We start from the raw sequence: 21,765 nt of genomic DNA, 5'->3' as shown, positions 1-21,765 counted from the left end.
TTACGCGCCAAACAGCGGCGCTGGCTTGGCTTCATCCGTGTGAGATTTCACAGCGCTCGCAAGTTGTCCGACAATCACGTCCACCTCATCTGCATCCACCACCACTGGATTCAACGGGCTAACCCGAAGCAGCTTCTGCATTTGCGCGTACTTGGGAAGCAACGCGGGGTTCGTCGGTTTCCCGGTGACAAAATAGGGCTTTAGGTCTACGCGATATTGTAAACTTTGCATATTTCCCGCCCACTTAGCACCTTTCAGCTGCATTTGCTCTTCATCGACAGAGTCAAATGATACTGGCTGAATGCAATGGAGCTTTCCGTTTTGAATGGTGTGAGCAAAACTGATTTTTGCGAACTCGGACGTCACTGTCGTGGGTTGCATCAGGTGAAGTAGTTCGGCTCGTTGCAGCTTATCTTTTACGCGCTCAAAGACCATTTCGTCCGTAATGGCGTCTCGGCCTTCTTCTTGCTCATACCGCGTCACCATTCTAGCAAATATAGCTTCATGAGCGGCGGCTGGGTCTAAAGCTAACCCACTTCCGCTACTAAACCACCGTAAGCTGCTATCGTCATCAGCAAGCACCGAACGCCCAAAATCCAAAGCTGAATCTGGCCTTGGAAGAAAGCCGTTCTTCTCCAACCGATTTGCGAAGTATTTTTCTAAGCCTTTAATCGTTTGTCGAAGTGCACCATGATCAATGTCGGGATATACCCGACCCAGTCGTGCCCGGCCTGTCCGAACTTTCAGAGATAAGTAGGAATGCGACGGGCAAAACATCAAAACGCCTAGGTTCAGAGCTTCCCCTGTCCAAACGTCGTGACGATACTGAAGTATCGTGTAAGAGTATGATGCCATGTTCATCGTGAGAAATTATACTCTATCAGTGCGGTTATTTCGTCTATTCTTTGCGTTGCATTCGAAAGATAATCGGCGATCGCGAATGTGGCGTGTGATGACCAGCATGCCGGTGCATCTCGTGCATAGAGCGTGAAAGCATCCGATGGCAAGCGTTTCCAAGTGGCAGCTGCCTGTTGGAAATCGACCTGCGTGGCTGGATGCAGTTTTCGCCACAAGGGGTGTTCAAGGTCGTACCCCGTGTGATTGCTGATCGCTCCCCGCACCCACGGAGCCTTTTGGTAGTCTTTCTCAGCGTCCGATCCAGTTGCTTCGACAAATGCCTCTTCATGGTCAATGAGAAGGAGATCATCGCCTTTTTGAAGAAGATTGGGATTTGGCATGCAGCGATCCCAGTTCTGAATTACGGTATCGAAAAGATATATACTTGTCGCTAGCGCCAGTTTGTTCCGGGGCATATGCGCCGCTTCAGTCCATATGTTCCAGCCGGAACCCGCCGACAGGGAACCGAATATTATTTCTGGCCCTGACAAGAGCTGACGCTGTAGTTGTCGGTCTGCCATGGAAGCGATAAACTCTTGCGAAAGATGCACCTTGACTGGCGGCGCGCAGGGTAGGTCAAGAGCGAGTGCAAGTTTTGCAGCCATCCATTCCCGTTCAACAACGAAACTAGATTTTTTCACATGAAAGTGTGGGCTTTTCAGATACACCTCGAATAGTTCGCCGCCATTGCCCCTTACGATCACCATAGGTGGGTTTGCTCTGCCAGTGCCTGCGCGTCCAACGCAACTCATAGCTTCACAAATCAATGGATTTTAACTCCAGTCCTGTAATTCTAATCATCTTGCGCAGATTATCAACGCGACGCCAGATGAAGTTTTTTTACTGGTAACAAAAGCTATTCGTTGAAATACCTTAACAAACCCTTAGCAAACCTCCTAACCCCTTGAAATCCCTAGCCCCACCCCAAACGCCACACGTGGACACACCCCCTCAACTCTGAGGCCGGGTCTTCTTTGGATCATAAGCCGAAGGGCCCACAATCCGCGCCGGAAGCCGTTTTTGCTGGCCGTCGAGTTTGCCGATCTCCACCGCAGTCCCAAGCGCCGCATGGGCCAGATCAACCCGGGCGAGGGCGATATTCTTGCCCAACAAAGGCGACCGCATCGCCGAAGTCACCACCCCAACTTTGGCCCGCCCCAGATAAATTCCGTCGCCATGCCCGACCTCCACAGCCGCCTCAATCTCCAGCCCGACAAACTTCTCACGCGGGTTTTCCTTCCGCCGGATCAAAGCCTCGCGCCCGATAAAATCGTCGGTCTTCGATTTCAAAGGCACGGTAAACCCGATCCCGGCTTCAAAAGGATCGGTCTGGTCGGTGAAATCATAACCCGCAAAGATCAACCCCGCCTCAATCCGCACCATATCCAGCGCCGCCAGCCCCATCGGCCGCAGCCCCTGATCGGCCCCACTCTCCCAAACCGCATCCCAAACCGCAGCGCCATCCTTGGGGTGACAAAACACCTCAAACCCCAACTCGCCCGTATATCCCGTCCGAGAAACCACCACAGGCGCGCCATCCGGCCCCCCAAGCCGCCCCACCGTGAAGCGGAACCAGCCGAGTTCCTCAATCGTCGGCTGGTGCGGCGCAGTCCAGATCATCCGCCGCATAATCTCACGGCTGTTCGGCCCCTGAACCGCCAAATTATGCAGCTGATCGGTCGAACTCCGCACCATCACCTTCAACCCGAGTCTCTCAGCCTGCTCGCGCAGCCAAATGCCGGAGTAATCATCGCCACCGATCCAGCGGAACTGATCCTTGCCGAGCCGGAACAAAGTGCCATCATCAATCATCCCACCATGTTCAAAACACATCGCAGAATAGACCACCTGACCCACCGACAACTTCTTCACATCCCGCGTCAGACAATATTGCAGCAAAGCCTCCGCATCCGGCCCGGTCACCTCAAACTTCCGCAGCGGCGACAGATCCAACACCACCGCCTTCTCGCGGCAGGCCCAGTATTCCTCAATCGCGCCATTCGAGGCATAAGTCTGCGGCAGCCAGTAGCCCCTGTATTCCACCAGATTGCGGGTCTTCTCAACAATCCGCGTGTGAAAAGCGGTTTCCTTGGTCATCACAGGCTCCGATGTGGGGGTAGGGCGGTGGGCGATGGACCGCTGGAACGTTTCCGCGCCCGAATAGGTGCGGACATGGATATCCGACAGATACCAGCCATTCGCGGGCGAGGTATCATCCGGGCAGGCTGAATTCACGCAGACTAGATCGGTCAGCGCGCGCAACAGAACGTAGTCACCCGGGCGCGACCACGGCTCATCGATGATCAGCACGCCGTGGGCGTCGATGTTGGTGTTAAAGAACATGTTGACCGCCATCCAGCCGGGACGGGCCGTGACGCCATGCGGGGCGAGGGCGGTGTTGAAATTGTCCGAGCAGTTCACATGCCCCGGATAGCCGATCTCGTCGTAATATTTGGAAGCACAGGCCATCGCGAAAGCGTCGTGCCGACCGACGGTGTCTTGGATCACCTCGACCAGTGGCAGCCAGTCCTGATCGTAATATTTCGCGTGCAGGCCGGGCATCGAATAAGCATGTCCCATCAGCGTGCGTGAGGTGGTCACGTCCAGCGGATGCTCTAGCCCCTTGTCCAGTTTACGGGCGGAGAAGCATTGGAAGTCCGTGCATTGGCGGCCATCGACGTCGATGATCTGAATATAATCGCCCGCCTTGACGAAGTAGCTTTCCGCCGTCGCCGACTTTACGCGAAGGTCTAGAACCGGGTTTGCCAGCGGATCAGGCAGCTCATATTTTTTGATCCCCGCCAAAGTTGAGCGTTGCAAGCGCACGCCGATTGGCGTCGAAGTATCCTGCGCATCGGGCGACATTGTGTTGCCGGGGGCTGCGATAATCAGCACGCCGTCACGGGTGGCGGTGAAGCTCTGCACATCTCCGGCGGGCGAGGTTTCGCCAAAACAGGCTACCGCTTTCGCGTCAGAAAGATTAATGCCGCGCCGTTCGATGCCCAGCCGCAAGCCGCCAATTCCGGCCCCTTTGCCCGAGGCCAACAGCGCCTTCAGTCCGGCCGCGTCGGAGTTAGAAGCAGCCCCAAAAATCCCCGGATCAATCCGGCCTTGATCGTCGGCGGCGAGCAGTTCGGCGCGCTGACCGCCCTCCACGTTAACCACGGTTACCCGATCGCCTGTACCCAAAGCGATCAGCCAAGCGCCGCCGCCGGGGACGGTAAATCGTTCCAATCCCGCGCGCACACCTAATGGTTCAGGAGTGATTATCTGGCTAGGGCGCGGCGGACCGGGTTGGACAGCTGGATATGAGTCGAGCATCGGAGCCTCATTTTTGCATACACGGCAAAATTGTTTCTTTTCAAGAATATCGCGCGCAGGGATTTGCGCAAGCCATTTGCGCGTATAGTTTGTCACGGATCAGAGAGCGGGGGAATGTTATGCAGTCGCTGTTGCTAGGTTTATGTGCCGCGTTCTTGTGGGGATTGCATGATTTTAACGTGCGCAAAATCGGGGCAAAGACAGATGCGGCGGCGCTTTATCTGATCGTGCTGCTCGTCGGGGCGCTGTTGTTGCTGCCATTGGCAATTTTGGCGGGCGGTTGGTCAACGCTTAATTCACATGTGATGGGGCTTTCGCTGGCGGCGGGTCTCGGCGAAGCGGTGGCGGGCTATGGGCTTTACCGGGCGTTTGCGATTGGCCCAGTGCGGCTGGTAGCGCCAATTTGCGGCTCATTCCCGCTGCTGTCAGTCGGTTTTGCAGTGGCGCGCGGTGCCGAGGCTGGGCCGCTGGTTTGGCTGGGCGCTGCTGCGGTGGTGGGTGGAATTGCCATCGTCGCCCGAGGCGAAGACGACGCGCCGACAGGCGACACGCGGGCGGCTGTGGGTTGGTCGCTGCTGGCTTGCGTCAGCTTTGCCGCTACCTTCGGTCTGCTGCAATGGGCAGCCGAGCGGGGCGCGGACTTGCCGGTTTCGCTGGTGGCTAGGCTGGTTGCCTGCGTTGCGATGCTGGCGTGGATAGTTCAGCAACATATTGATATAAAACCAACTTATGGAATTCTGCCGAGCCTTGCGCTGCTCGGATTTCTGGACGTAACCGCGCTTACCGCCGTGACCATCGCCGCAGGTTTCGCGCGGCCCGAGTTTGCCTCGGTCGCCTCATCAATCTTCGGCCTTGTAACCATACTGCTCGCATGGCGGTTTCTCGGCGAGGCGTTGAAGCCGCTGCAATGGCTTGGGGCGCTTGTCGTCTTCGCTGGTATCGCAGTTTTGGGGCTTGTCTGAAATGAAAGATGGCGAGTCGGGAATGAAAGCACAATCCTTCCGGCTTCGGCCCATATTGACCCAAGACGGGACATGGGAATACCACATGCGCTATTCGGGTTTTAGGGTGATTGCCGAGGCTTTGACCGGGCATAAGGGCTGGAAACCGGCGTGGCGCGATGCGGCACCGCAGGCTGCTTACGACTACATTATCGTCGGCGGCGGCGGGCATGGCTTGGCGACCGCCTATTATCTGGCGAAGGAGTTCAAGCAGGCGCGGATTGCGGTCGTGGAAAAGGGCTGGATCGGGGGCGGCAATGTGGGGCGAAACACGACTATTGTGCGCTCCAACTATCTGCTCGACGGCAACCAACCGTTTTACGAATTCTCGATGAAGCTGTGGGAGGGGTTGGAGCAAGATTTCAACTATAACGCCATGGTCAGCCAGCGCGGAATTATCAATCTGTTTCATACGGATGGCCAGCGCGACGCCTATACGCGGCGCGGCAATGCGATGATCATGCACGGCGCGGATGCAGAGCTTTTGAACAAAGAGCAGGTGCGCAAAATGTATCCTTACTTAAACTTTGACAACGCTCGCTTCCCGATCAAGGGCGCGTTGATGCAGCGCCGCGGCGGCACCGTGCGGCATGATGCGGTGGCTTGGGGTTATGCGCGCGGCGCGGACCAGCGCGGCGTCGATATCATCCAGAACTGTGAGGTTTTGGGGATGCGGATTGAGAATGGCCGGGTGCTTGGGGTCGAAACCTCTCGCGGCTTCATAGGTGCGAAAAAGGTCGGCGTGGCGGTGGCGGGGTCTTCGTCTAAGGTGATGGCGGGTGCTGGGATGCGTCTGCCGATGGAAAGCCATGTGCTGCAAGCCTTTGTGTCCGAAGGGTTAAAGCCGCTGATCGACGGCGTGATGACCTACGGCGCAGGGCACTTCTACGTCAGCCAATCCGACAAGGCCGGGCTGGTGGTTGGCGGCGATATCGACGGCTATAACACTTACGCACAACGCGGCAACCTGCCGGTGGTTGAGGACGTGGCCGAGGGCGGCATGTCGCTGATGCCGATGATCGGGCGCGCGCGGCTGCTGCGGATGTGGGGCGGCATCATGGATATGTCGATGGATGGCTCGCCGATCATCGACAAGACCCATATCGCCGGGCTCTATTTCAACGGCGGTTGGTGCTACGGCGGCTTCAAAGCGACGCCCGCCAGCGGCTTTGTTTTCGCGCATCTGCTGGCGAAAGACACCCCGCACAGCACCGCCACCGCCTACCGTTTTGATCGTTTCGCCAAGGGCCTGATGATCGACGAAAAGGGCCAGGGCGCCCAGCCGAATTTGCACTAGGAGCAGACCATGATCATCAATCATCCGCTGCTGGGGCCTCGGGACTCACAAGAGTTCGTCTACCTCGGCGATGCCGCGCTGATCCATCGCCCCGATGGCATGGCTGACGGCAGCTTGGACAAGTTCATTGATTACGCATACTTGCGCGATAACCCTGCCGGGGAGCACCGCGAGTTATGGTATCACGAGCAAGGCGACCGCTCTTGGCTGGTCGTCACCCGCAACACCGTGACCCATGAAATTACCGCCGTAGAATTGGCCCGCGATGTGGCCCGCAGAGAAGGCCGCAGCAAATGAGCCGTATTTCCGGCGGTCAGATCGACCGCAGCAAAACCCTGCGCTTCAGCTTTGACGGCGTCAGCTACACAGGCCATCCCGGCGACACTCTGGCCTCGGCTTTGCTCGCCAACAACGTCCGCCTGATGGGTCGCAGCTTCAAATATCACCGCCCGCGTGGCGTGATTTCGGCAGGGTCCGAAGAGCCGAACGCCATCGTGGAACTGCGTAGCGGCGCGCGGCAGGAACCCAATACGCGGGCTACGGTGATTGAGTTGTTCGATGGCCTGCAAGCTCAAAGCCAGAACCGCTGGCCCAGCCTCAAATTCGACGCGATGGCGATCAATGACCGCCTGTCGCCGTTCTTTGCAGCAGGGTTTTACTACAAAACCTTCATGTGGCCGGCTGCGTTCTGGGAAAAGATCTACGAGCCGATCATCCGCCGCGCCGCAGGGCTTGGCTCGCTATCCAAACAAGACGACCCCGACACCTACGACAAAGGTTTCCTGCATTGCGATCTGCTGATTATAGGGGCTGGTCCGGCTGGCCTTTCCGCTGCCCTGACTGCAGGCCGGGCAGGCGCGCGGGTCATCCTTGCCGATGAAGATTTCCGCATGGGCGGCCGTCTGAACGCCGAAACGCTGGAAATCGGCGGCGCTTCGGGTGCAGATTGGGCGGCGAAAACCGTGCTGGAACTTGGTTCAATGCCCAACGTCCGCCTGATGCCCCGCAGCACCGTCATGGGCGCGTTCGATCATGGTATCTATGGCGCTGTGGAGCGTGTATCCGACCACCTCGCCGAACCCCTCCCCGGCAAACCGCGGCAAACCTTGTGGCGCATCTACACCAAGCACGCCATCCTCGCCGCCGGTGCCACCGAGCGCCCGATTGCGTTTGAAAACAACGACCGCCCCGGCATCATGCTGGCGGGTGCATTGCGGGCCTACGCGAACCGCTGGGGCGTTGCGGTGGGTGAGAAAGTGGCTGTATTCACCAACAACGATGACGGGTTGCGCACTGTGGCCGATCTGAAAGCCAAGGGCCTCGACGTCACCCTGATCGACGCCCGCAAAGGCGATGAAATCATTGATTCCGCAGGCCGTCTGGGGCTGAAATCCATCACAATCCGCCGCGCCAATGGTCAAACCGAGACGCTGCACGTCACCGCCCTCGGAGTTTCTGGCGGCTGGAACCCCAGCCTCAACATCGCCTCAAATCATCGCGGTCGCCCGATATGGGATGATCAAATTGCGGCCTTCATCCCTGCGCCCGAAAGCATCGCGGGCCTGACCTGTGCGGGTGCTGCGGCGGGCGCGATGTCCACCCATGCCGCGCTGACCACTGGCGCGAACCATGCGATTGCCGCCCTCGCCGATCTGGGGCTAAACGCCATCGCTGACATTCCGCAGGCTGAAGATGCCCCGCTCAACCTGACCCCCGCGTGGTATGTGCATTCCGGCAAAGGTCGCGCTTGGGTGGATCAGCAAAACGACGTGACCGTCAAAGATGTGAAGCTGGCAAAGCAGGAAGGTTTCGTTTCGGTCGAACACCTTAAACGCTACACCACGCTTGGCATGGCCACCGACCAAGGCAAAACCAGCAACGTTCTGGGCCTTGCGGTGATGGCCGAACTGACTGGCAAATCCATCCCCGAAACTGGCACCACAATCTACCGCCCGCCCTATACGCCTGTGGCAATGGGTGTGCTGGGAGGCCGTGCGCGCGGCCATGATTTCAAGCCGATCCGCCAAACCCCGAGCCATAAATGGGCCACCGAGCAGGGCGCGATTTTCGTCGAGGTCGGCTATTGGCTGCGCGCTCAATGGCTGCCCCGCGCGGGCGAGACGACATGGCGGCAATCGGTGGACCGTGAAGTGCTGCAAACCCGCAAGTCGGCGGGGATTTGCGACGTGACCACGCTTGGCAAGATAGACATTCAGGGCACCGACGCGGGCCTGTTTCTGGATCGCGTCTATGCCAACACTTTCGGCAGCTTAGCAGTCGGCAAGGTTCGCTACGGGTTGATGCTGCGCGAAGATGGCATGGTGATGGATGATGGCACCACGGCGCGGCTGGGTCAAAATGAATATGTGATGACCACGACCACCGCCAACGCCGTGCCGGTGTTCCGCCATCTGGAATATTGCCGCCAAGTGCTGTGGCCGGATCTGGATGTGCAACTGATCTCCACGACCGAGGCATGGGCGCAGTATTCCGTCGCTGGCCCGAACGCGCGGAAATTGCTCGAGAAACTGGTCGATCAGGATATCTCTGACGCCGCTTTCCCGTATATGGCTTGCGGGGCGATCACCGTGCAAGGCACCCGCGCGCGGCTGTTCCGCATCAGCTTTTCCGGCGAACTGGCTTACGAAATCGCCGTGCCGACCCGCTACGGCGATGCGATGATCCGGGCTTTGGTTGAAGCTGGGCGTGAGTTTGACGCCGTGGTTTACGGCACCGAGGCGCTGGGCGTGATGCGCGTGGAAAAGGGCCATGTCGCTGGCAATGAGTTGAACGGGCAATCCAGCGCGCTCAACATGGGCCTTGGCAAAATGGTGTCGCGCAAGAAAGACAGCATCGGCATGGTTCTCAGCCAGCGCGAAGGCATGACCGCTCCCAACGGCTACCGCCTCGTCGGCGTCAAACCCGTGAACCCCAGCGAAACCCTCACCGCAGGCGCGCATTTCTTGGCCAAAGGCGCTGCGGCGCTGGCCGAGAATGATGGCGGCTGGCTAACCTCGGTGGTCTATTCACCGCATCTCGGCCATTCCATCGCCCTCGGCTATCTGAAATCCGGCGATAATCGCAAGGGCGAACGCCTGCGCAGCGTCAATCTATTGGCAAACACCGATGTCGAAGTCGAAATCGTCAGCCCGCATTTCGTTGATCCAGAAGGGGAGCGCCTCCGTGGCTAATCCGTTGAAATCCCTCACGCCCTTGGGCCACGACGCGCCGATCACGGAAACCATCGGCGCGGTAACGATCACCGAGAACACTGGCACTGCGCTGGCCTCGCTCGCCGCCCGCTTGGGCTATGAGGTCGAAGTCGCCAGCATCGCCCAAACCGCAGCCATCCCGCTACCCGGCCCCGGTCGCATCGAGTTCGCCGAAACCTACGCCGCAATTTGGCTTGGCCCCGAGCAATGGATGATCGAAGCCCCCTTCGCCACCCACGAAGATATCACCGCCATCCTGAAGCCGATCTTCACCGAAACCGCCTCAATCACCGAGCAAACCGACGCTTGGGTGCGCTTCGATATCACCGCCCCAGACCTGCCCGCGCTGTTCGAACGCCTGTTCAACTACGATCTACGCCGCGCCGGGGTAGGGGCCGCAACGCGCACGGTGATCGACCACCTTGGCTGCTACGTCATTCGCCGCGCCGACACCGAAGTCAGCATCCTCGGCCCGCGCTCTTCGGCGCACAGCCTGCACCATGCGCTGACCACCGCCGCCAAAGCGACGTTCTAGGCTTTCACATTGGCATAAATATCCCACGGGGGTCCGGGGGTGTGAAACCCCCGGCGACCAGCCCAAATTCTAATCATTCGGAGGCATCGCCCCCGCCAACCCCCGCAGGCCCACGAGCCGCCTGCGCTCATCATTCGGATTGACCCCAAACGCCTCGGCGTAATGCTTGGTCATCGGCGTCGAACTCGCATAACCCACCGACTGCGCAATCTCGCGGATGCTTTGCGTGGAATACAGCACCCGTTGCCGCGCTTTGCGCAGTCGCATCAGGCGGTAATATTTCAGCGGACTTTGCCCCGTCGCCTGCTTGAAACACCGCTCCAGATGGCGCTCTGACATCGCCAAAGCCTCGGCTACATCCGCGATCTGCAACGGGTCTTCGATGTGATCGCCGAAAATCGCAATCGCTGCGCGCACGGTGTCGGGCAGCATATCATCGGTGCCACCCTGCTTTTGCACCGGCACTTTTTGCGCTGCATCCTCGGTCCGCACGAACGGATGCTGGAACCAACAAGCCACTTCGGTCATCGTGTCGCGCCCCAAACGCTCCTCGATCAGCCGCAGCATCAGATCAAATACCGCCCCCGCACCCGAGGCCGTGTAGCGCCGCCGATCCCGCAAAATCACCGCTTGAGACGCCGCCATATCGGGGAACTCAGACTTGAACGCCGCTTCATAACACCAGTGCACCGACACAACATGCCGCTCCATCACGCCGGATCGCACCAGCGGAAATATCCCGCCCGAAAACCCGCCGAGCACCACGCCCGAACGATCCAACCAACGCACCTGAGCATTGCCGCGCTTGGGGTTTTCGAATTGCGAGGTCGGGGTGGACAGAAAAAATAGGTAATCCAAGCCCACCGCATCGCTCAAAGTGACGTCCGGATCGAAACGCACCTCGGCCGAAGATCGCACCGGGCTTGCCGCCTCACCAATCAGCTTCCAAGCAAATTCTTTCCGCCCAGTGATTTCATTCGCCGCCCGCAACGGTTCAATCGCCGAGGTCAAACAAGCCATTGGAAACCCCGGAAATAGCAAAAACCCCAAAGTTGCGGCGGTATCGCGGTGCATATTCATGGTGCGGGATTTTCTGTTGAGTGGGGCTGTGTTTCACAGTAGTAAACAAGGGTAGCCATGCCACAAAGAGCAAAATCAATGGACATCGAAACCGACGACCCCATCCTGCCCCGCGCGAAGCCAGCCTTCGACCAAGACCCGCACCGGGTGCGTGAATTGTCGGAGCGCAACTTAGAGATGGCGATTGGCCGCTCTGTCCGCGCTTTTCGCCGCGCGCAAGGCATGACGGTTGCCGATTTGGCGGGCGTCACCGGGCTTTCCATAGGTATGCTGTCGAAGATCGAAAACGGCATCACTTCGCCCTCTTTGACGACGCTGCAAATCCTGTCACACGCGTTCTCCACCCCGGTCACCTCGTTCTTTCGCGGCTTTGAAGAGCGCCGCGAGGTGCAGCACGTCAAGGCTGGCGATCACATTGAAATAGAGCGTCGCGGCACCCGCGCGGGCCATCAGTATCACTTGCTCGGCCATATCGGCTCGAACGATTCCGGCGTGCTGGTCGAGCCTTACCTGATCACCCTCACCACTGAATCCGACGTATTCCCGGCGTTCCAGCACGACGGCATTGAGCTTTTGTATATGCTGGAGGGTGAGGTCGAATACCGTCATGGCGATCAGCTTTTCCATTTGAAACCGGGCGATAGCCTGTTCTTTGACGCCGACGCCCAACACGGGCCAGAGGTCCTGGTGAAACTTCCGGCCCGCTATTTGTCGGTGATTTCCTACAAGCAAGCGTAAGGCGCTTTGTGAATCCGGCCTTCGCATTCACCCGTGGATCGGGCCAATGCGAAGTGGTCATTTGTTCGCAACAACAAACCTACTCCGGCGCGAACCCCGGCGAGGTTGGCTGCCCATCGTCAAACGGCGCGAGATATTCCAGCATCAACGGCTTGTTGCGCAGGAAACCCTTATACGTCGCCAACTCGTCCGGAATATCGCGCACCACGCGATGCAAACGCCGCGCCCATTTCGGCACCGTCACCAATTCCTCAAACCGGATCAGATAGCAGCGGATCGGGAAAGCGATGGCGTTTGAACGCGGCAAGCGGTGCAGGGTCTGCAATTCCACCCGCAAATGCTGCCGATGCCCAATGGTTTGCGGCGTCATCGTGGTCTTGCCCGGCCCCCATTTCGGATAATTCTCTGGGCTGGTATCCAGCAGCGGATCGACCGTCATCGTCCAGTTGAACCGACGCACTGGCGCGCCGTGTTGCAGCTTCAGCAGGAATTTCAACGCGCGGTCAAAAATCCCCATCTGATGCGCCAAAGGCACCGGAGCGTGCCATTGCTTAAAACTCATCCCAATGTCAAAATCCAATGACCAATCGGCTTGCGTCGTCACCATGCCAGCCTCAATCCACAGGTCATCATCACGCTGATCTTGCAGGGTAAAATCGCCCTGCGTCTGCCGGGTGATATATTCCATCGGGCCGTAGGGCAGGGTGGAGGCATCCAGGAACGTAAACTTTTGCTCAATCTGCAACGGCCGATTGACCCAATGCCATTGGTTGCCATCTTTGGTCAATGAAAACCAATGCGGATAGTCGCGCGCCTTGGACTCCATAATCAGTTCCAGCAAATCCCAACCCGCCAGTTCCATATGCGGCAAGCTTTGACACCGCAAAGGATCATCTGCCAACACCTGCGCGCGGTCGCGCATTTCCGAGACATAATGCTCATCCACATCGAACATATGCTCAAACACCGAGCCCACAGGCCCCGGCACATGCGGCTCCATATTCACCGAATACATGTAGCTGTCTTCCGGGAACGGAAACGGAAACCGCTTAATCGCCTTTGCGGAGTTCTTAAACGTGAAGTCGCCCCGAAAGGTTTCGTCGTTGAAATCCAGTGACATAAGCGGTCCTCCTATCGGTCCAGGATCAGGGCAGTGCCCCGAAACCGCGACACGCATGGCATGATTTTGGTGTTCGTCGCCTTTTGCTCATCGGTCAGCCAGTGATCGTTGTGCTCAATATGGCCGTCGCAGCGCAGAACATTGGTCTCACACTGCCCACAAGCGCCACCCCGGCACAGATAGGGCGCTTCAACCCCCGCCGCTTCAATCGCCTCAAGCAGCGATTGGTTCGGCTGCACTGTTATGCTTTTGCCCGAGGCCGCAAGTTGCACCTCAAACGCCTGACCCACCGGAGGTGCCAGAAACTCCTCCGAATGAACCGCCCGATCCGGCCAGCCCATCGCCTTGGCAGTAGCATGGACCCAAGCGATCATTCCCTTTGGCCCGCAGGCATAAATATGCGTGCCAAGCGGCTGTGATTTCAACAGCGTTTGCAGATCAATCTTCTCACCATGCTCGTCGTGATAGACGTGCACCCGAGGTCCGTAATGCGCTTTCAGATGCTCAACATAAGCCCCCAAAACCGGCGAGCGCACCGAGTAATGCAGCTCAAACCGCCCACCCATCGCCTCAACCTGCGCCATCTGTGCAACGAACGGCGTGATACCAATGCCGCCCGCGATCATCAGATGCTTCTTCGCGCGCGCATCCAACGGGAACAGGTTGACGGGCTGGCTGAGCACCATCTCCATCCCCGGTTTCACATGGCGGTGCATGTAAAGCGAACCGCCACGCCCCGCTTCATCCCGCCGCACCGAGATTTCATAGCCCATGGTATCCGCCGGATGGCTCATCAGCGAATAGGGGTTCATCCGCCGCACACCATGGTCGTCCATCTCAACCACCACATGCGCGCCGCCCGAAAACACCGGCATGGCCCCGCCATCGCGGCGCACAAAGCGGAAACGTTTGATCAGGTCGTTGACCTCAACCACCTCGGCCACCACCACCGGGATTTTAGGCGCACCCACGCTCATTTGAACCGCTCCACCGAAGCCGGAACCAGCCCGGGGTCTTCCGCATCAATGTTGACGCCCTGAAACGCCGCCAAACGTCGCGAGAAATGGTCGCGCACGAACAGGCTCAACCCGCAATGACTGCACACAAACGGATCAAGCGTCACGTTCTCGGTCACGCCCTTGCAATGCACACACTGCACCCGCCGCGCCAGCGACCCACGATGCTCCATCTGCACCGCCTCATAAGGCAGCCCAGCGTGTTGAGCAGCAGCCGCAACCTGCGCCATCAGCCCCTCGGTTCCTGCCGCGTAAACCTGCAATCCCATATGCGCATCGGCCAACACCTTCGCCAACCGAGACTGCGCCGCAGCAAAACTGGGCGAGCGATGAAATTGCGGCACCCCCAAAGCCTGCAACGCCGCCGACCTATCACAACCATTCGCGCCCGGAATATAGATGATGTGGCTCGAAGCCTTCAGCCCCTCGCCCTGAGCAAACAAATCGCAAACCGCATCCGCGCCCTCGCCATCCGCCACAAACAAATGCGCCGACCCCACGCCGGGCGTCAGCACGCCATAAGTCGGGCGGCTGGGAATAGCTGGCTCAAACACCGTCTTGATCATCGTCGCATCAACCTCAAACTTTCCGCGGATTTCATCAGCTCTTAAATATCCCCGCCGGAGGCATCCGACACATCGGCGGAAGCCTCCGGCGGGAGTATTTAAGCCAGTCTGAAAGCCCTAGCCCTTCGCAGTCCGCCGCTTTTTCTCCACATCAAAAAACGGCATCGCCTGGGTGGTTGCCGCGATCTCGCCATGCGTGGCGCAGTTCACCAACAGCTTGGTGCCATTGTTGGCGCAATCGACCGGCAGCCGCGCAATCGCAATTGTCCAATCGTTCAACGGTGAATACATCGCTTGCGTCACCACGCCGACCTGATTGCCATCCTTGAACACCGGCGCTCCATTGCCCGGGGCATTCTTGCCCTCCAGCTTTAGCCCCCAGATTTTGAAGCGTTCTTTCCCCTTCAGCCGGTAATGCTCCTCAGCACCCCGGAAGCCGGTTTTCCCCGGGGACACTGTGAAATCGAGCCCCAATTCCCACAACGTATCGCCCGGGCCTTCATTGTCGAACGGATACATCTCGGAATTATCAAACGGGAAGAACAACAAATATGACTCTGTCCGCAGCATATCCAAGGTTGTGAAGCGGCACGGAATGATCCCCATCGCCGCACCTTCCTCCAAGATACGATCCCAGATCATCGGCGCATCCTGCCCACGACAGAAAATCTCATAGCCGCGCTCGCCAGTATAACCAGTGCGCGAGATCATCACCGGCTTGCCGAACAGGCTCGTCTGCATCTGCGCGAAATATGCGAGGTCACGGATTCCCGGCACATGGCCCGCCAGATAATCCACCGCTAGCGGCCCTTGCAGCGATAGATCGTGCAGGTTGTCGTCGAACCGCACCGAGACATCGCGACCCTCCGCCGCCATCGTCAACTGCTCAAACCCCTGACCCGAGCCATGCACCACCATGAACGCATTAGGCCCGGTGCGGTAAATCACGCAGTCATCGACGAACTTGCCAGCATCATTGAGCATCGTCGCGTAAACTGAGCGCCCCGGCATCAGCTTTTCCATGTTCCGCGTCGTCGCGCGTTCAATCACATGGCTGGCTCCATGCCCAACAACATGCACCTTCTTCAGTCCCGACACATCCATCAGCCCGGCTTTGGTGCGGATCGCCATATACTCGGCATCCGGGTCGCCCTTCTCGTAGGACCAAGCCGTGCCCATGCCCGACCAGTCTTCCAGATTTGAGCCCAAAGCGCGGTGGCGGTCAGCGAGCGCAGAGAATCGCCAAGAATTAGTCATGTAGCCCCCCAGAAGCGGATAATTTCTGTAAGCAGTTTGCGAGCAGACCCCAGCAATATCAACCTTGATGTGCAAAATTATTTCCTGTCAGGGAAGTTTTCAGGCCGATTCTCGCGTAGCCCGCCAGAAAACGAAAGGAGGCGGCCCGAAGACCGCCTCTTTGCACGATTTAGTGGCAGATTGCGCAGCGCCTTGCTTACGCAGCGCACGACCATAGCAACGAGCTGGTTATGCAGCCACTGGCAGCACGAAGAACCAGTTCGCCCAAAGCACGACGGCCGCGCCCGCGACCAATGCAAGATAGGGCAACATGCCCGCTTTGCGCGGCCCAAGGTCGCCGTGATCGGTCAAGCCCAAATCCTCCATCGCTTCCTTCGGGAAATGACCCTTGTCCTGCACGTAATGGCGGAACCAGAACACCGGTAGGATGAATGCTGCGAACACCAGACCCGACCACAACGCGTTCTCATAGCCCCAGACTTTCGCGCCAGCACCCAAGAACAGCGCGTTCACGAATGCCAACACGGTGTTCACGCCGATTAGCCAGCTCGGCGCTTTCCACGGACGATCCAGATGCGCGCTATCAATCCGGTGAATCCAACCTGCATTAAGATTGAGGAAGTTGAAGATGATGTAGCCAACGTTGGAAATCGCCAGCACATAGAAGTAACCGCCAATGTCCGACGCAAGCGCCAGCAATATGACGTTAAAACCAAAGTCCGTCCACATCGCCCCAACCGGAGCACCGTGGCTGTTGGTTTTGCTGAGGTATTTCGGCAGCCAACCATCGCGAGAGCCTTGATACAAGGTCCGCGAAGACCCGGCCATCGCGGTCATAATTGCCAAAAACAGCGCCAGTACCATCAAGATCACAAAAATCTGGATGAAGATCGGGTTGCTGCCGACCATCGCGCCCAAAGCCGCTGCAACGCCGGTGCCGTCAATCACACCGGGCGTCAACATGCCGTCCAAACCATAGACGCCTTGGAACGAGAACGGGATCAGGAAGAAGAACACGATGCAGAGCAGACCCGAGTAGAAAATCGCCCGGAACGTATCGCGCTTGGGGTCTTTCAATTCGGCGGTGTAGCAGACAGCAGTTTCAAAGCCGTAGGTTGACCAAGCGGCGATATACATACCGCCCAAGAACAACGTCCAGCCGCCGACGTTCCACTCACCATTCACGCCGGAATAACTAGAGGTGGGCGGCACGATGCCGGTGACGTTCATGGTGTTGATTTCACCGGTCAGGATCGGGATCAGACCAACCAGCAGCAGCGGCACCAAGACCACCACCGCCAGCACCTTTTGCGCGCTCGCCGTGGTGGCAATGCCGCGGTGTTGAATGGCCAGCATGATCAACATCAGCACGACGCCAATCACGAAGGTCGAGTTGAAATGCAGTACGCCAAGGCCCGGAATGTTCAACGCGTAAGCCTCCCACACCCGGAAAGCCGGGGTCAGGGCCGCGACGCCATCAGCCGAAGCCACGGCGGTGATTGCATCCGCAGGCGCGGTGCCAGCGTTGGCGGCTAGGTAATCAACCACGGCGGGTGTGGCGGCGGTATATTCCGCCAAATGCGCCGTCACCCAAGCGACGACTTGCGGAGCCGTATCGAGGGGGATCGGGAACAAAGCGTTCAGGATATAGCCCGCAGCGATAGCACAACCGAGCGACAGCACTGGCGACCATGCGAACCAGTTGCACCATACCGATAATGGCGCGATCAGCTTGGAATACCGCAGCCATGCGGTAGCGCCATAAATGCTGGTGCCGCCGGACTTATTGCCAAACATGCCCGCCATTTCGGCGTAGGTGAAGCTTTGCGAGAAGCCCATGATCATCGACAGCATCCACACCACGAACGCGGCTTGCCCAGCCACCCCCGCAATGCCGCCGATAGAAAACAGCACCAGCGGCGGCACCCCTGCGGCAACCCAGAAGGCGCCCTTCCAGTTGAGCGTGCGATGCAGTTCGCCCGCCTTATTTTCAGATGACATGAGGTATTCCTTTATCCCTGTTGTTGTCTGGCCTTGAACTGGCCGGATCGTTTGGTTTCGGCAGATCGTTTGGCTTCGCCAGATCATCCGCCTTTGATTGCGACACATTGAAGCGGCAGCGGCCAAGCGCAAAGCAGTTTTTCGCCTGCGAGGAATAATTTTTAACTTTTGATCGGATGCGGTTTTGTTTTGTTAGGCGCGGGGCGAGTTTTCTGCCGCAAAATCAGGCGCTCACCTGGGCTGCGCGTGCCGCCAAACCTCGAATCGCACCCGGGCGGTTTTGTACGCATCCATCATTGCCAACGCCCAAACGAACAAACCGCCCGCGAGTTTGCCGACCAGCGACACCTCCGGGCTTGCCGTTTTCAGCGTAAACGCCCCCAGCAGAATGATGAAGAACACAAAAGTCAGCCCCCGGATCGGCTGACGGTTCAGCACTTGCCCCGATCCCGGCAGTATCGTCGCGACAAGCAAAACAAGACGCGGATTCAGCGGTTGCTTCATGGTAATTCCCTCAAATCATCCTGCATCGACAATAGCGCGGCCAGCAAAGGCTCCAACACCGCAGGAGCCAGCGCCACCCGCCCCATCTCCGCATCACGAAACGCCAGATACCGCGTCCGATCCGCCTCCTCGGCCAACCAAACCAGCCGCAGACCTTCCGGCGAGATCACCAACTCCTTCAGCAAGCCCGCATCCAACCGCTCCAGGTGCGTCAGCACCAGTTCAGCAGGCACCGCAGCCTCCGGCGCATCACTCCGAATGGCGCAATCCTCGGGAAACCCCGGCGGCGTCGCGATTTGCACCGCCAAATCCCGAAAGTTGCTAAACGGCTCCACCCCACGCGGGCGCAACATCACGTCCAAAGTCGCACGGGCAGCGGTCTGCTCAACCAGCGTCACCAGCAACCACAGCGCCGGCAGCTTGCGGTAGGTCAGCGTATCCGGCACCACCTGCAAATCAAACAACGCCCCCTGATAGCGCCCCGATAGCCGAGGAAATCCGGTCGGCACCACCGCAACAACAGCCGCATCAAACAGCCCTTCGACCGCCGAGAAATACCGCCCCCGCACCACCAACCGTTTGGCACTCTGCCCACGCAATCGCACCGCAATACCGCAACCGATTGCAACAACCAAAGCCCAGATCAGTAATTTCATACGCTATCCCTAGATTGATCGGGCCCTAAAAAAATCCGGCCCGCGAACAACGCGGGCCGGGAAGCGATCTCAATACCCGCGCGGACGCGGCCACGGCATGGTGAACTGATCAGCGCGCTTCACAAACCGATAGCGCCAGAAGTGGAACCACAGGCTGACCACGATATAAAACCCAATCATCGCGATAAGCTGGGTGCCATAGCCCAGAAACACCGCGAAATAGGTCACCGAACACAGTGCCATCAGCGAGATCGCAGGCAGCGGATGCAACGGATGCTCATACCCCCGCTTGATCGTATCCAACGGCCATTTCTTGCGGAACATGATCATGTTGATCGGCATGAACGTATAGCCGAGCAACCCCGACAGGATCGAGAACGTGATCACCTGATCCAAAGGCGCGCCCAACGCAAAGATCAGCGCAATAGGCACCAGAAAGATGATCGCGCGGTAGGGCGTGCGATAAACCGGATGCACCGCGCCAAACCACGCGGGCAAATAGTGATCGCGCCCCATCGAGAACCACGCCCGGCTGGCATCATTGATACAGCCATTCGCGCTCGCCAAAGTCGCGAACAAAGTGCCGATCCCCAGCAACCACACCAAGGCGCTAGACCCAGAGATCTGCGCCGCCGAGAACAACGGTGCCACCGCCCCATTCACCCCGTCACCGAGATATTCCCACGGCATCAGCCCCGAACACACATACCAGGTCAACGTCGCCGCAATCAGCAGCGTCATGATCCCGGCCAAAGTGCCAAACGGCAGCGACCTCGCAGGTGAGCGCACTTCCTCCGCCGCCTGCGTCGTGCCCTCAATCCCGAGGTAATACCAAAGACCAAAGTGCATCGCCGCCAAGATACCCAACCAGCCGTAGGGCAGGGATGCCTGACCGCTCATCAGATCCTTGTGCAGCATCTCCCCGGCCCCCAGCAAAGGCGAGGTCGCGAGGAAAATCGTGATAATCGCCACAAACGCAATCGCCGTGATCACCAAGTTGAACGTCAGCGTCGCCAACACCCCGCGATAGTTCAGCCATGCCAGAAACATGATCGCCAGCACGATAAACGGCCGCTGATCAAGGCCACCCTCATGCCCGGTCATGCCCGCCACGGTATCCACGAGGAAACCCAAGGTGATCGCATTGCCAGCCTCAAGCATCGTATAGGCGAACACCAGATACAGGCCCACGTTGAATGCCATCAGCGGCCCGATGATGTGCTTGGCTTGGGTATACTGGCCCCCAGCGGCGGCCACCGTCGAAGTCACCTCCGAGTCGATCATCGCCACGCAAGAATACAAAATCCCGGCAAACCAGCAGGCGATCAGCGCAGCATAAGCCCCGCCTTTGCCCACCGCAAAGTTCCAGCCCATGTACTCGCCGACCAGCACGATGCCGACGCCAAGCGCCCAAACATGCGCAGGGCCGAGCACGCGCAGCAAGCCCATCGACTGACCGTGTGCCGTATGGTCCACGTCCGTATCAGAGTGTGCCATCTGAGCCCTCCAGCCGATGTTTCTCGGTCATCGCTTCCAACACGCCTTCGCGCGATGAAGTCAGCATTTCCTCTGAATATGTCGTGTCGATCTTGATCCAGTCGATCAAAATCAACAGCCCGAACAGCGCAGACAAGCCCCAAGCGCCGTATTCGATGTAATTCCAGGTATCCATCATCGCCCCCTATTTCTCACCGAATTTCTCAGCGATCACTTCGCGGTATTCGATGTCGGAAAACCGGATCATCATCACGAAATAGCCGACGATCACGATCACCATCACGGCCAGCGAAACCCAGCTAAAGCTGTAATCATACCGCGCCGTGATCATGTCATGCGCCGAGGCCGCATCTGGAAACCCGAGCTTGTTCCATTGCTGCACCATCACCGGGTTCTGCCCCAAACTCTCCCAAGTTGGGTTTTCTACCGGAACGGGCAGCTTGGCCGAGCCCGCAAGCCCAAGCCACAGCGGCACGAACAGCGCGCCAACTGACAGCACCACCAGCACGATCACGTCGATGATCTGGCCCAATTTGCTTTGAACGGGAGGAACATAACGTGCCATCTATTTCCCCTTCGCGGCGCGGGCGGCATCCATGAACTGAATGTCCAAGCCATACATAAAGTCGCGGTCCTCGCGGTAATGCCGCAGCATCGCCATGATCGCGGCAGTGTTATAAATCAGCACCAGCGCGCCGCCGATTAGCAGCATGACCCGGGCTCCGGGCGAGGGCGCAAGATCCCACGTGCCATACGCCACAAAGCTGATCGCAAGCCAAAGGCCGACCACAAAAGCCCACGCAATCCGCGTGTCGCTTCGATGCATCGCCTCGATCCGTGTGTTCAGATCAGACAAGATTTCCTCCCAAGGCCCCCTCCACCTGACCGCGCTTAGGGCCATAGCGCGGCAGTCGCAGCAGGGTACGCTCCCCACGTGAATTCTCCGCTGATTTCTCGCGTGTGAACTTTATTGTCTGACAGGAAACACCGCCTGCGACACTCTGTCAAAGGTTTTGATGAGAAAACAGGCGAAATGAAAATCATTACCCACAGGTAAAAAAAGTTTC

General features: G+C 58.4%; 21 protein-coding genes. 6 read left to right on the top strand and 15 right to left on the bottom strand.

Annotation, left to right across the window (positions count from 1 at the left end; genetic code table 11):
• The 3 genes from JWS10_RS13690 to JWS10_RS13680 form a co-directional block, all read right to left on the bottom strand.
• Positions 1-855: a DUF3037 domain-containing protein gene (locus JWS10_RS13690; RefSeq protein ID WP_299508283.1), complete on the bottom strand. Its 855-nt coding sequence runs from the start codon at positions 853-855 to the stop codon at positions 1-3.
• Positions 856-857: 2 nt separating this feature from the next.
• On the bottom strand, positions 858-1,604 hold the full coding sequence (locus JWS10_RS13685; RefSeq protein ID WP_299508281.1) for a HipA family kinase: 747 nt from the start codon (positions 1,602-1,604) through the stop codon (positions 858-860).
• A gap of 244 nt (positions 1,605-1,848) precedes the next feature.
• A complete protein-coding gene (locus JWS10_RS13680; protein ID WP_299508279.1) occupies positions 1,849-4,218 on the bottom strand; it encodes a DUF1989 domain-containing protein in 2,370 nt (789 codons plus the stop codon).
• 119 nt (positions 4,219-4,337) lie between these two features.
• On the opposite strand from JWS10_RS13680, the gene JWS10_RS13675 reads away from it, so the two are divergent.
• The 5 genes from JWS10_RS13675 to JWS10_RS13655 all read left to right on the top strand — a co-directional run bounded on the left by JWS10_RS13675 (position 4,338) and on the right by JWS10_RS13655 (position 10,263).
• Positions 4,338-5,180 (top strand): DMT family transporter, encoded by an 843-nt coding sequence (locus JWS10_RS13675; protein ID WP_299508277.1) that lies wholly within the window; start codon positions 4,338-4,340, stop codon positions 5,178-5,180.
• Between the two features lie 85 nt (positions 5,181-5,265).
• Positions 5,266-6,516: a sarcosine oxidase subunit beta family protein gene (locus tag JWS10_RS13670; RefSeq protein WP_299508417.1), complete on the top strand. Its 1,251-nt coding sequence runs from the start codon at positions 5,266-5,268 to the stop codon at positions 6,514-6,516.
• Between the two features lie 9 nt (positions 6,517-6,525).
• The gene (locus JWS10_RS13665; protein ID WP_299508275.1) at positions 6,526-6,813 is read left to right on the top strand and encodes a sarcosine oxidase subunit delta; all 288 of its coding nucleotides are present in this window, start codon (positions 6,526-6,528) and stop codon (positions 6,811-6,813) included.
• Complete coding sequence (locus JWS10_RS13660; RefSeq protein WP_299508273.1) at positions 6,810-9,707, top strand: sarcosine oxidase subunit alpha family protein; 2,898 nt, start codon at positions 6,810-6,812, stop codon at positions 9,705-9,707. The genes JWS10_RS13665 and JWS10_RS13660 overlap by 4 nt, the downstream gene beginning before the upstream one ends.
• On the top strand, positions 9,700-10,263 hold the full coding sequence (locus tag JWS10_RS13655; protein WP_299508272.1) for a sarcosine oxidase subunit gamma: 564 nt from the start codon (positions 9,700-9,702) through the stop codon (positions 10,261-10,263). The genes JWS10_RS13660 and JWS10_RS13655 overlap by 8 nt, the downstream gene beginning before the upstream one ends.
• Before the next feature lie 69 nt (positions 10,264-10,332).
• Here JWS10_RS13655 and JWS10_RS13650 read toward each other — a convergent pair whose 3' ends face one another.
• Complete coding sequence (locus tag JWS10_RS13650; RefSeq protein ID WP_366943545.1) at positions 10,333-11,343, bottom strand: helix-turn-helix domain-containing protein; 1,011 nt, start codon at positions 11,341-11,343, stop codon at positions 10,333-10,335.
• Between the two features lie 78 nt (positions 11,344-11,421).
• On the opposite strand from JWS10_RS13650, the gene JWS10_RS13645 reads away from it, so the two are divergent.
• On the top strand, positions 11,422-12,081 hold the full coding sequence (locus tag JWS10_RS13645; protein WP_299477286.1) for a helix-turn-helix domain-containing protein: 660 nt from the start codon (positions 11,422-11,424) through the stop codon (positions 12,079-12,081).
• 79 nt (positions 12,082-12,160) lie between these two features.
• Here JWS10_RS13645 and JWS10_RS13640 read toward each other — a convergent pair whose 3' ends face one another.
• From JWS10_RS13640 to JWS10_RS13590, 11 genes are all read right to left on the bottom strand, one after another.
• Positions 12,161-13,201 (bottom strand): DUF3445 domain-containing protein, encoded by a 1,041-nt coding sequence (locus JWS10_RS13640; protein ID WP_299508270.1) that lies wholly within the window; start codon positions 13,199-13,201, stop codon positions 12,161-12,163.
• Between the two features lie 11 nt (positions 13,202-13,212).
• Entirely contained in the window at positions 13,213-14,178 is a 966-nt protein-coding gene (locus tag JWS10_RS13635) for a PDR/VanB family oxidoreductase (RefSeq protein ID WP_299508268.1), read from the bottom strand.
• Positions 14,175-14,783 (bottom strand): dimethylamine monooxygenase subunit DmmA family protein, encoded by a 609-nt coding sequence (locus JWS10_RS13630; RefSeq protein ID WP_299508266.1) that lies wholly within the window; start codon positions 14,781-14,783, stop codon positions 14,175-14,177. The genes JWS10_RS13635 and JWS10_RS13630 overlap by 4 nt, the downstream gene beginning before the upstream one ends.
• Before the next feature lie 117 nt (positions 14,784-14,900).
• Positions 14,901-16,040 (bottom strand): aminomethyltransferase family protein, encoded by a 1,140-nt coding sequence (locus tag JWS10_RS13625; protein ID WP_299508264.1) that lies wholly within the window; start codon positions 16,038-16,040, stop codon positions 14,901-14,903.
• A gap of 228 nt (positions 16,041-16,268) precedes the next feature.
• Positions 16,269-18,041: an APC family permease gene (locus JWS10_RS13620; RefSeq protein WP_299477298.1), complete on the bottom strand. Its 1,773-nt coding sequence runs from the start codon at positions 18,039-18,041 to the stop codon at positions 16,269-16,271.
• Between the two features lie 231 nt (positions 18,042-18,272).
• Positions 18,273-18,545, bottom strand: a complete 273-nt coding sequence (locus JWS10_RS13615) for a hypothetical protein (RefSeq protein WP_299508262.1) — start codon at positions 18,543-18,545, stop codon at positions 18,273-18,275.
• On the bottom strand, positions 18,542-19,201 hold the full coding sequence (locus JWS10_RS13610) for a hypothetical protein (protein WP_299508260.1): 660 nt from the start codon (positions 19,199-19,201) through the stop codon (positions 18,542-18,544). The genes JWS10_RS13615 and JWS10_RS13610 overlap by 4 nt, the downstream gene beginning before the upstream one ends.
• Positions 19,202-19,270: 69 nt before the next feature.
• Positions 19,271-20,698: an APC family permease gene (locus JWS10_RS13605; protein WP_299508258.1), complete on the bottom strand. Its 1,428-nt coding sequence runs from the start codon at positions 20,696-20,698 to the stop codon at positions 19,271-19,273.
• The gene (locus tag JWS10_RS13600) at positions 20,685-20,873 is read right to left on the bottom strand and encodes a hypothetical protein (RefSeq protein WP_299479341.1); all 189 of its coding nucleotides are present in this window, start codon (positions 20,871-20,873) and stop codon (positions 20,685-20,687) included. Before JWS10_RS13600 ends, JWS10_RS13605 begins: the two co-directional genes overlap by 14 nt.
• Positions 20,874-20,882: 9 nt before the next feature.
• Positions 20,883-21,263 carry a hypothetical protein gene (locus tag JWS10_RS13595; RefSeq protein WP_299508256.1) on the bottom strand — a complete coding sequence of 127 codons (381 nt, stop codon included), beginning with the start codon at positions 21,261-21,263 and terminating at the stop codon, positions 20,883-20,885.
• Entirely contained in the window at positions 21,264-21,554 is a 291-nt protein-coding gene (locus tag JWS10_RS13590; protein ID WP_299479336.1) for a hypothetical protein, read from the bottom strand.
• Between the last annotated feature and the right edge of the window lie 211 nt (positions 21,555-21,765).

It is taken from the genome of Cypionkella sp., assembly GCF_028290025.1.
In the GTDB taxonomy this organism is placed as follows: Bacteria; Pseudomonadota; Alphaproteobacteria; order Rhodobacterales; family Rhodobacteraceae; genus Cypionkella.
This window is presented reverse-complemented; position numbering and strand designations above follow the sequence as displayed.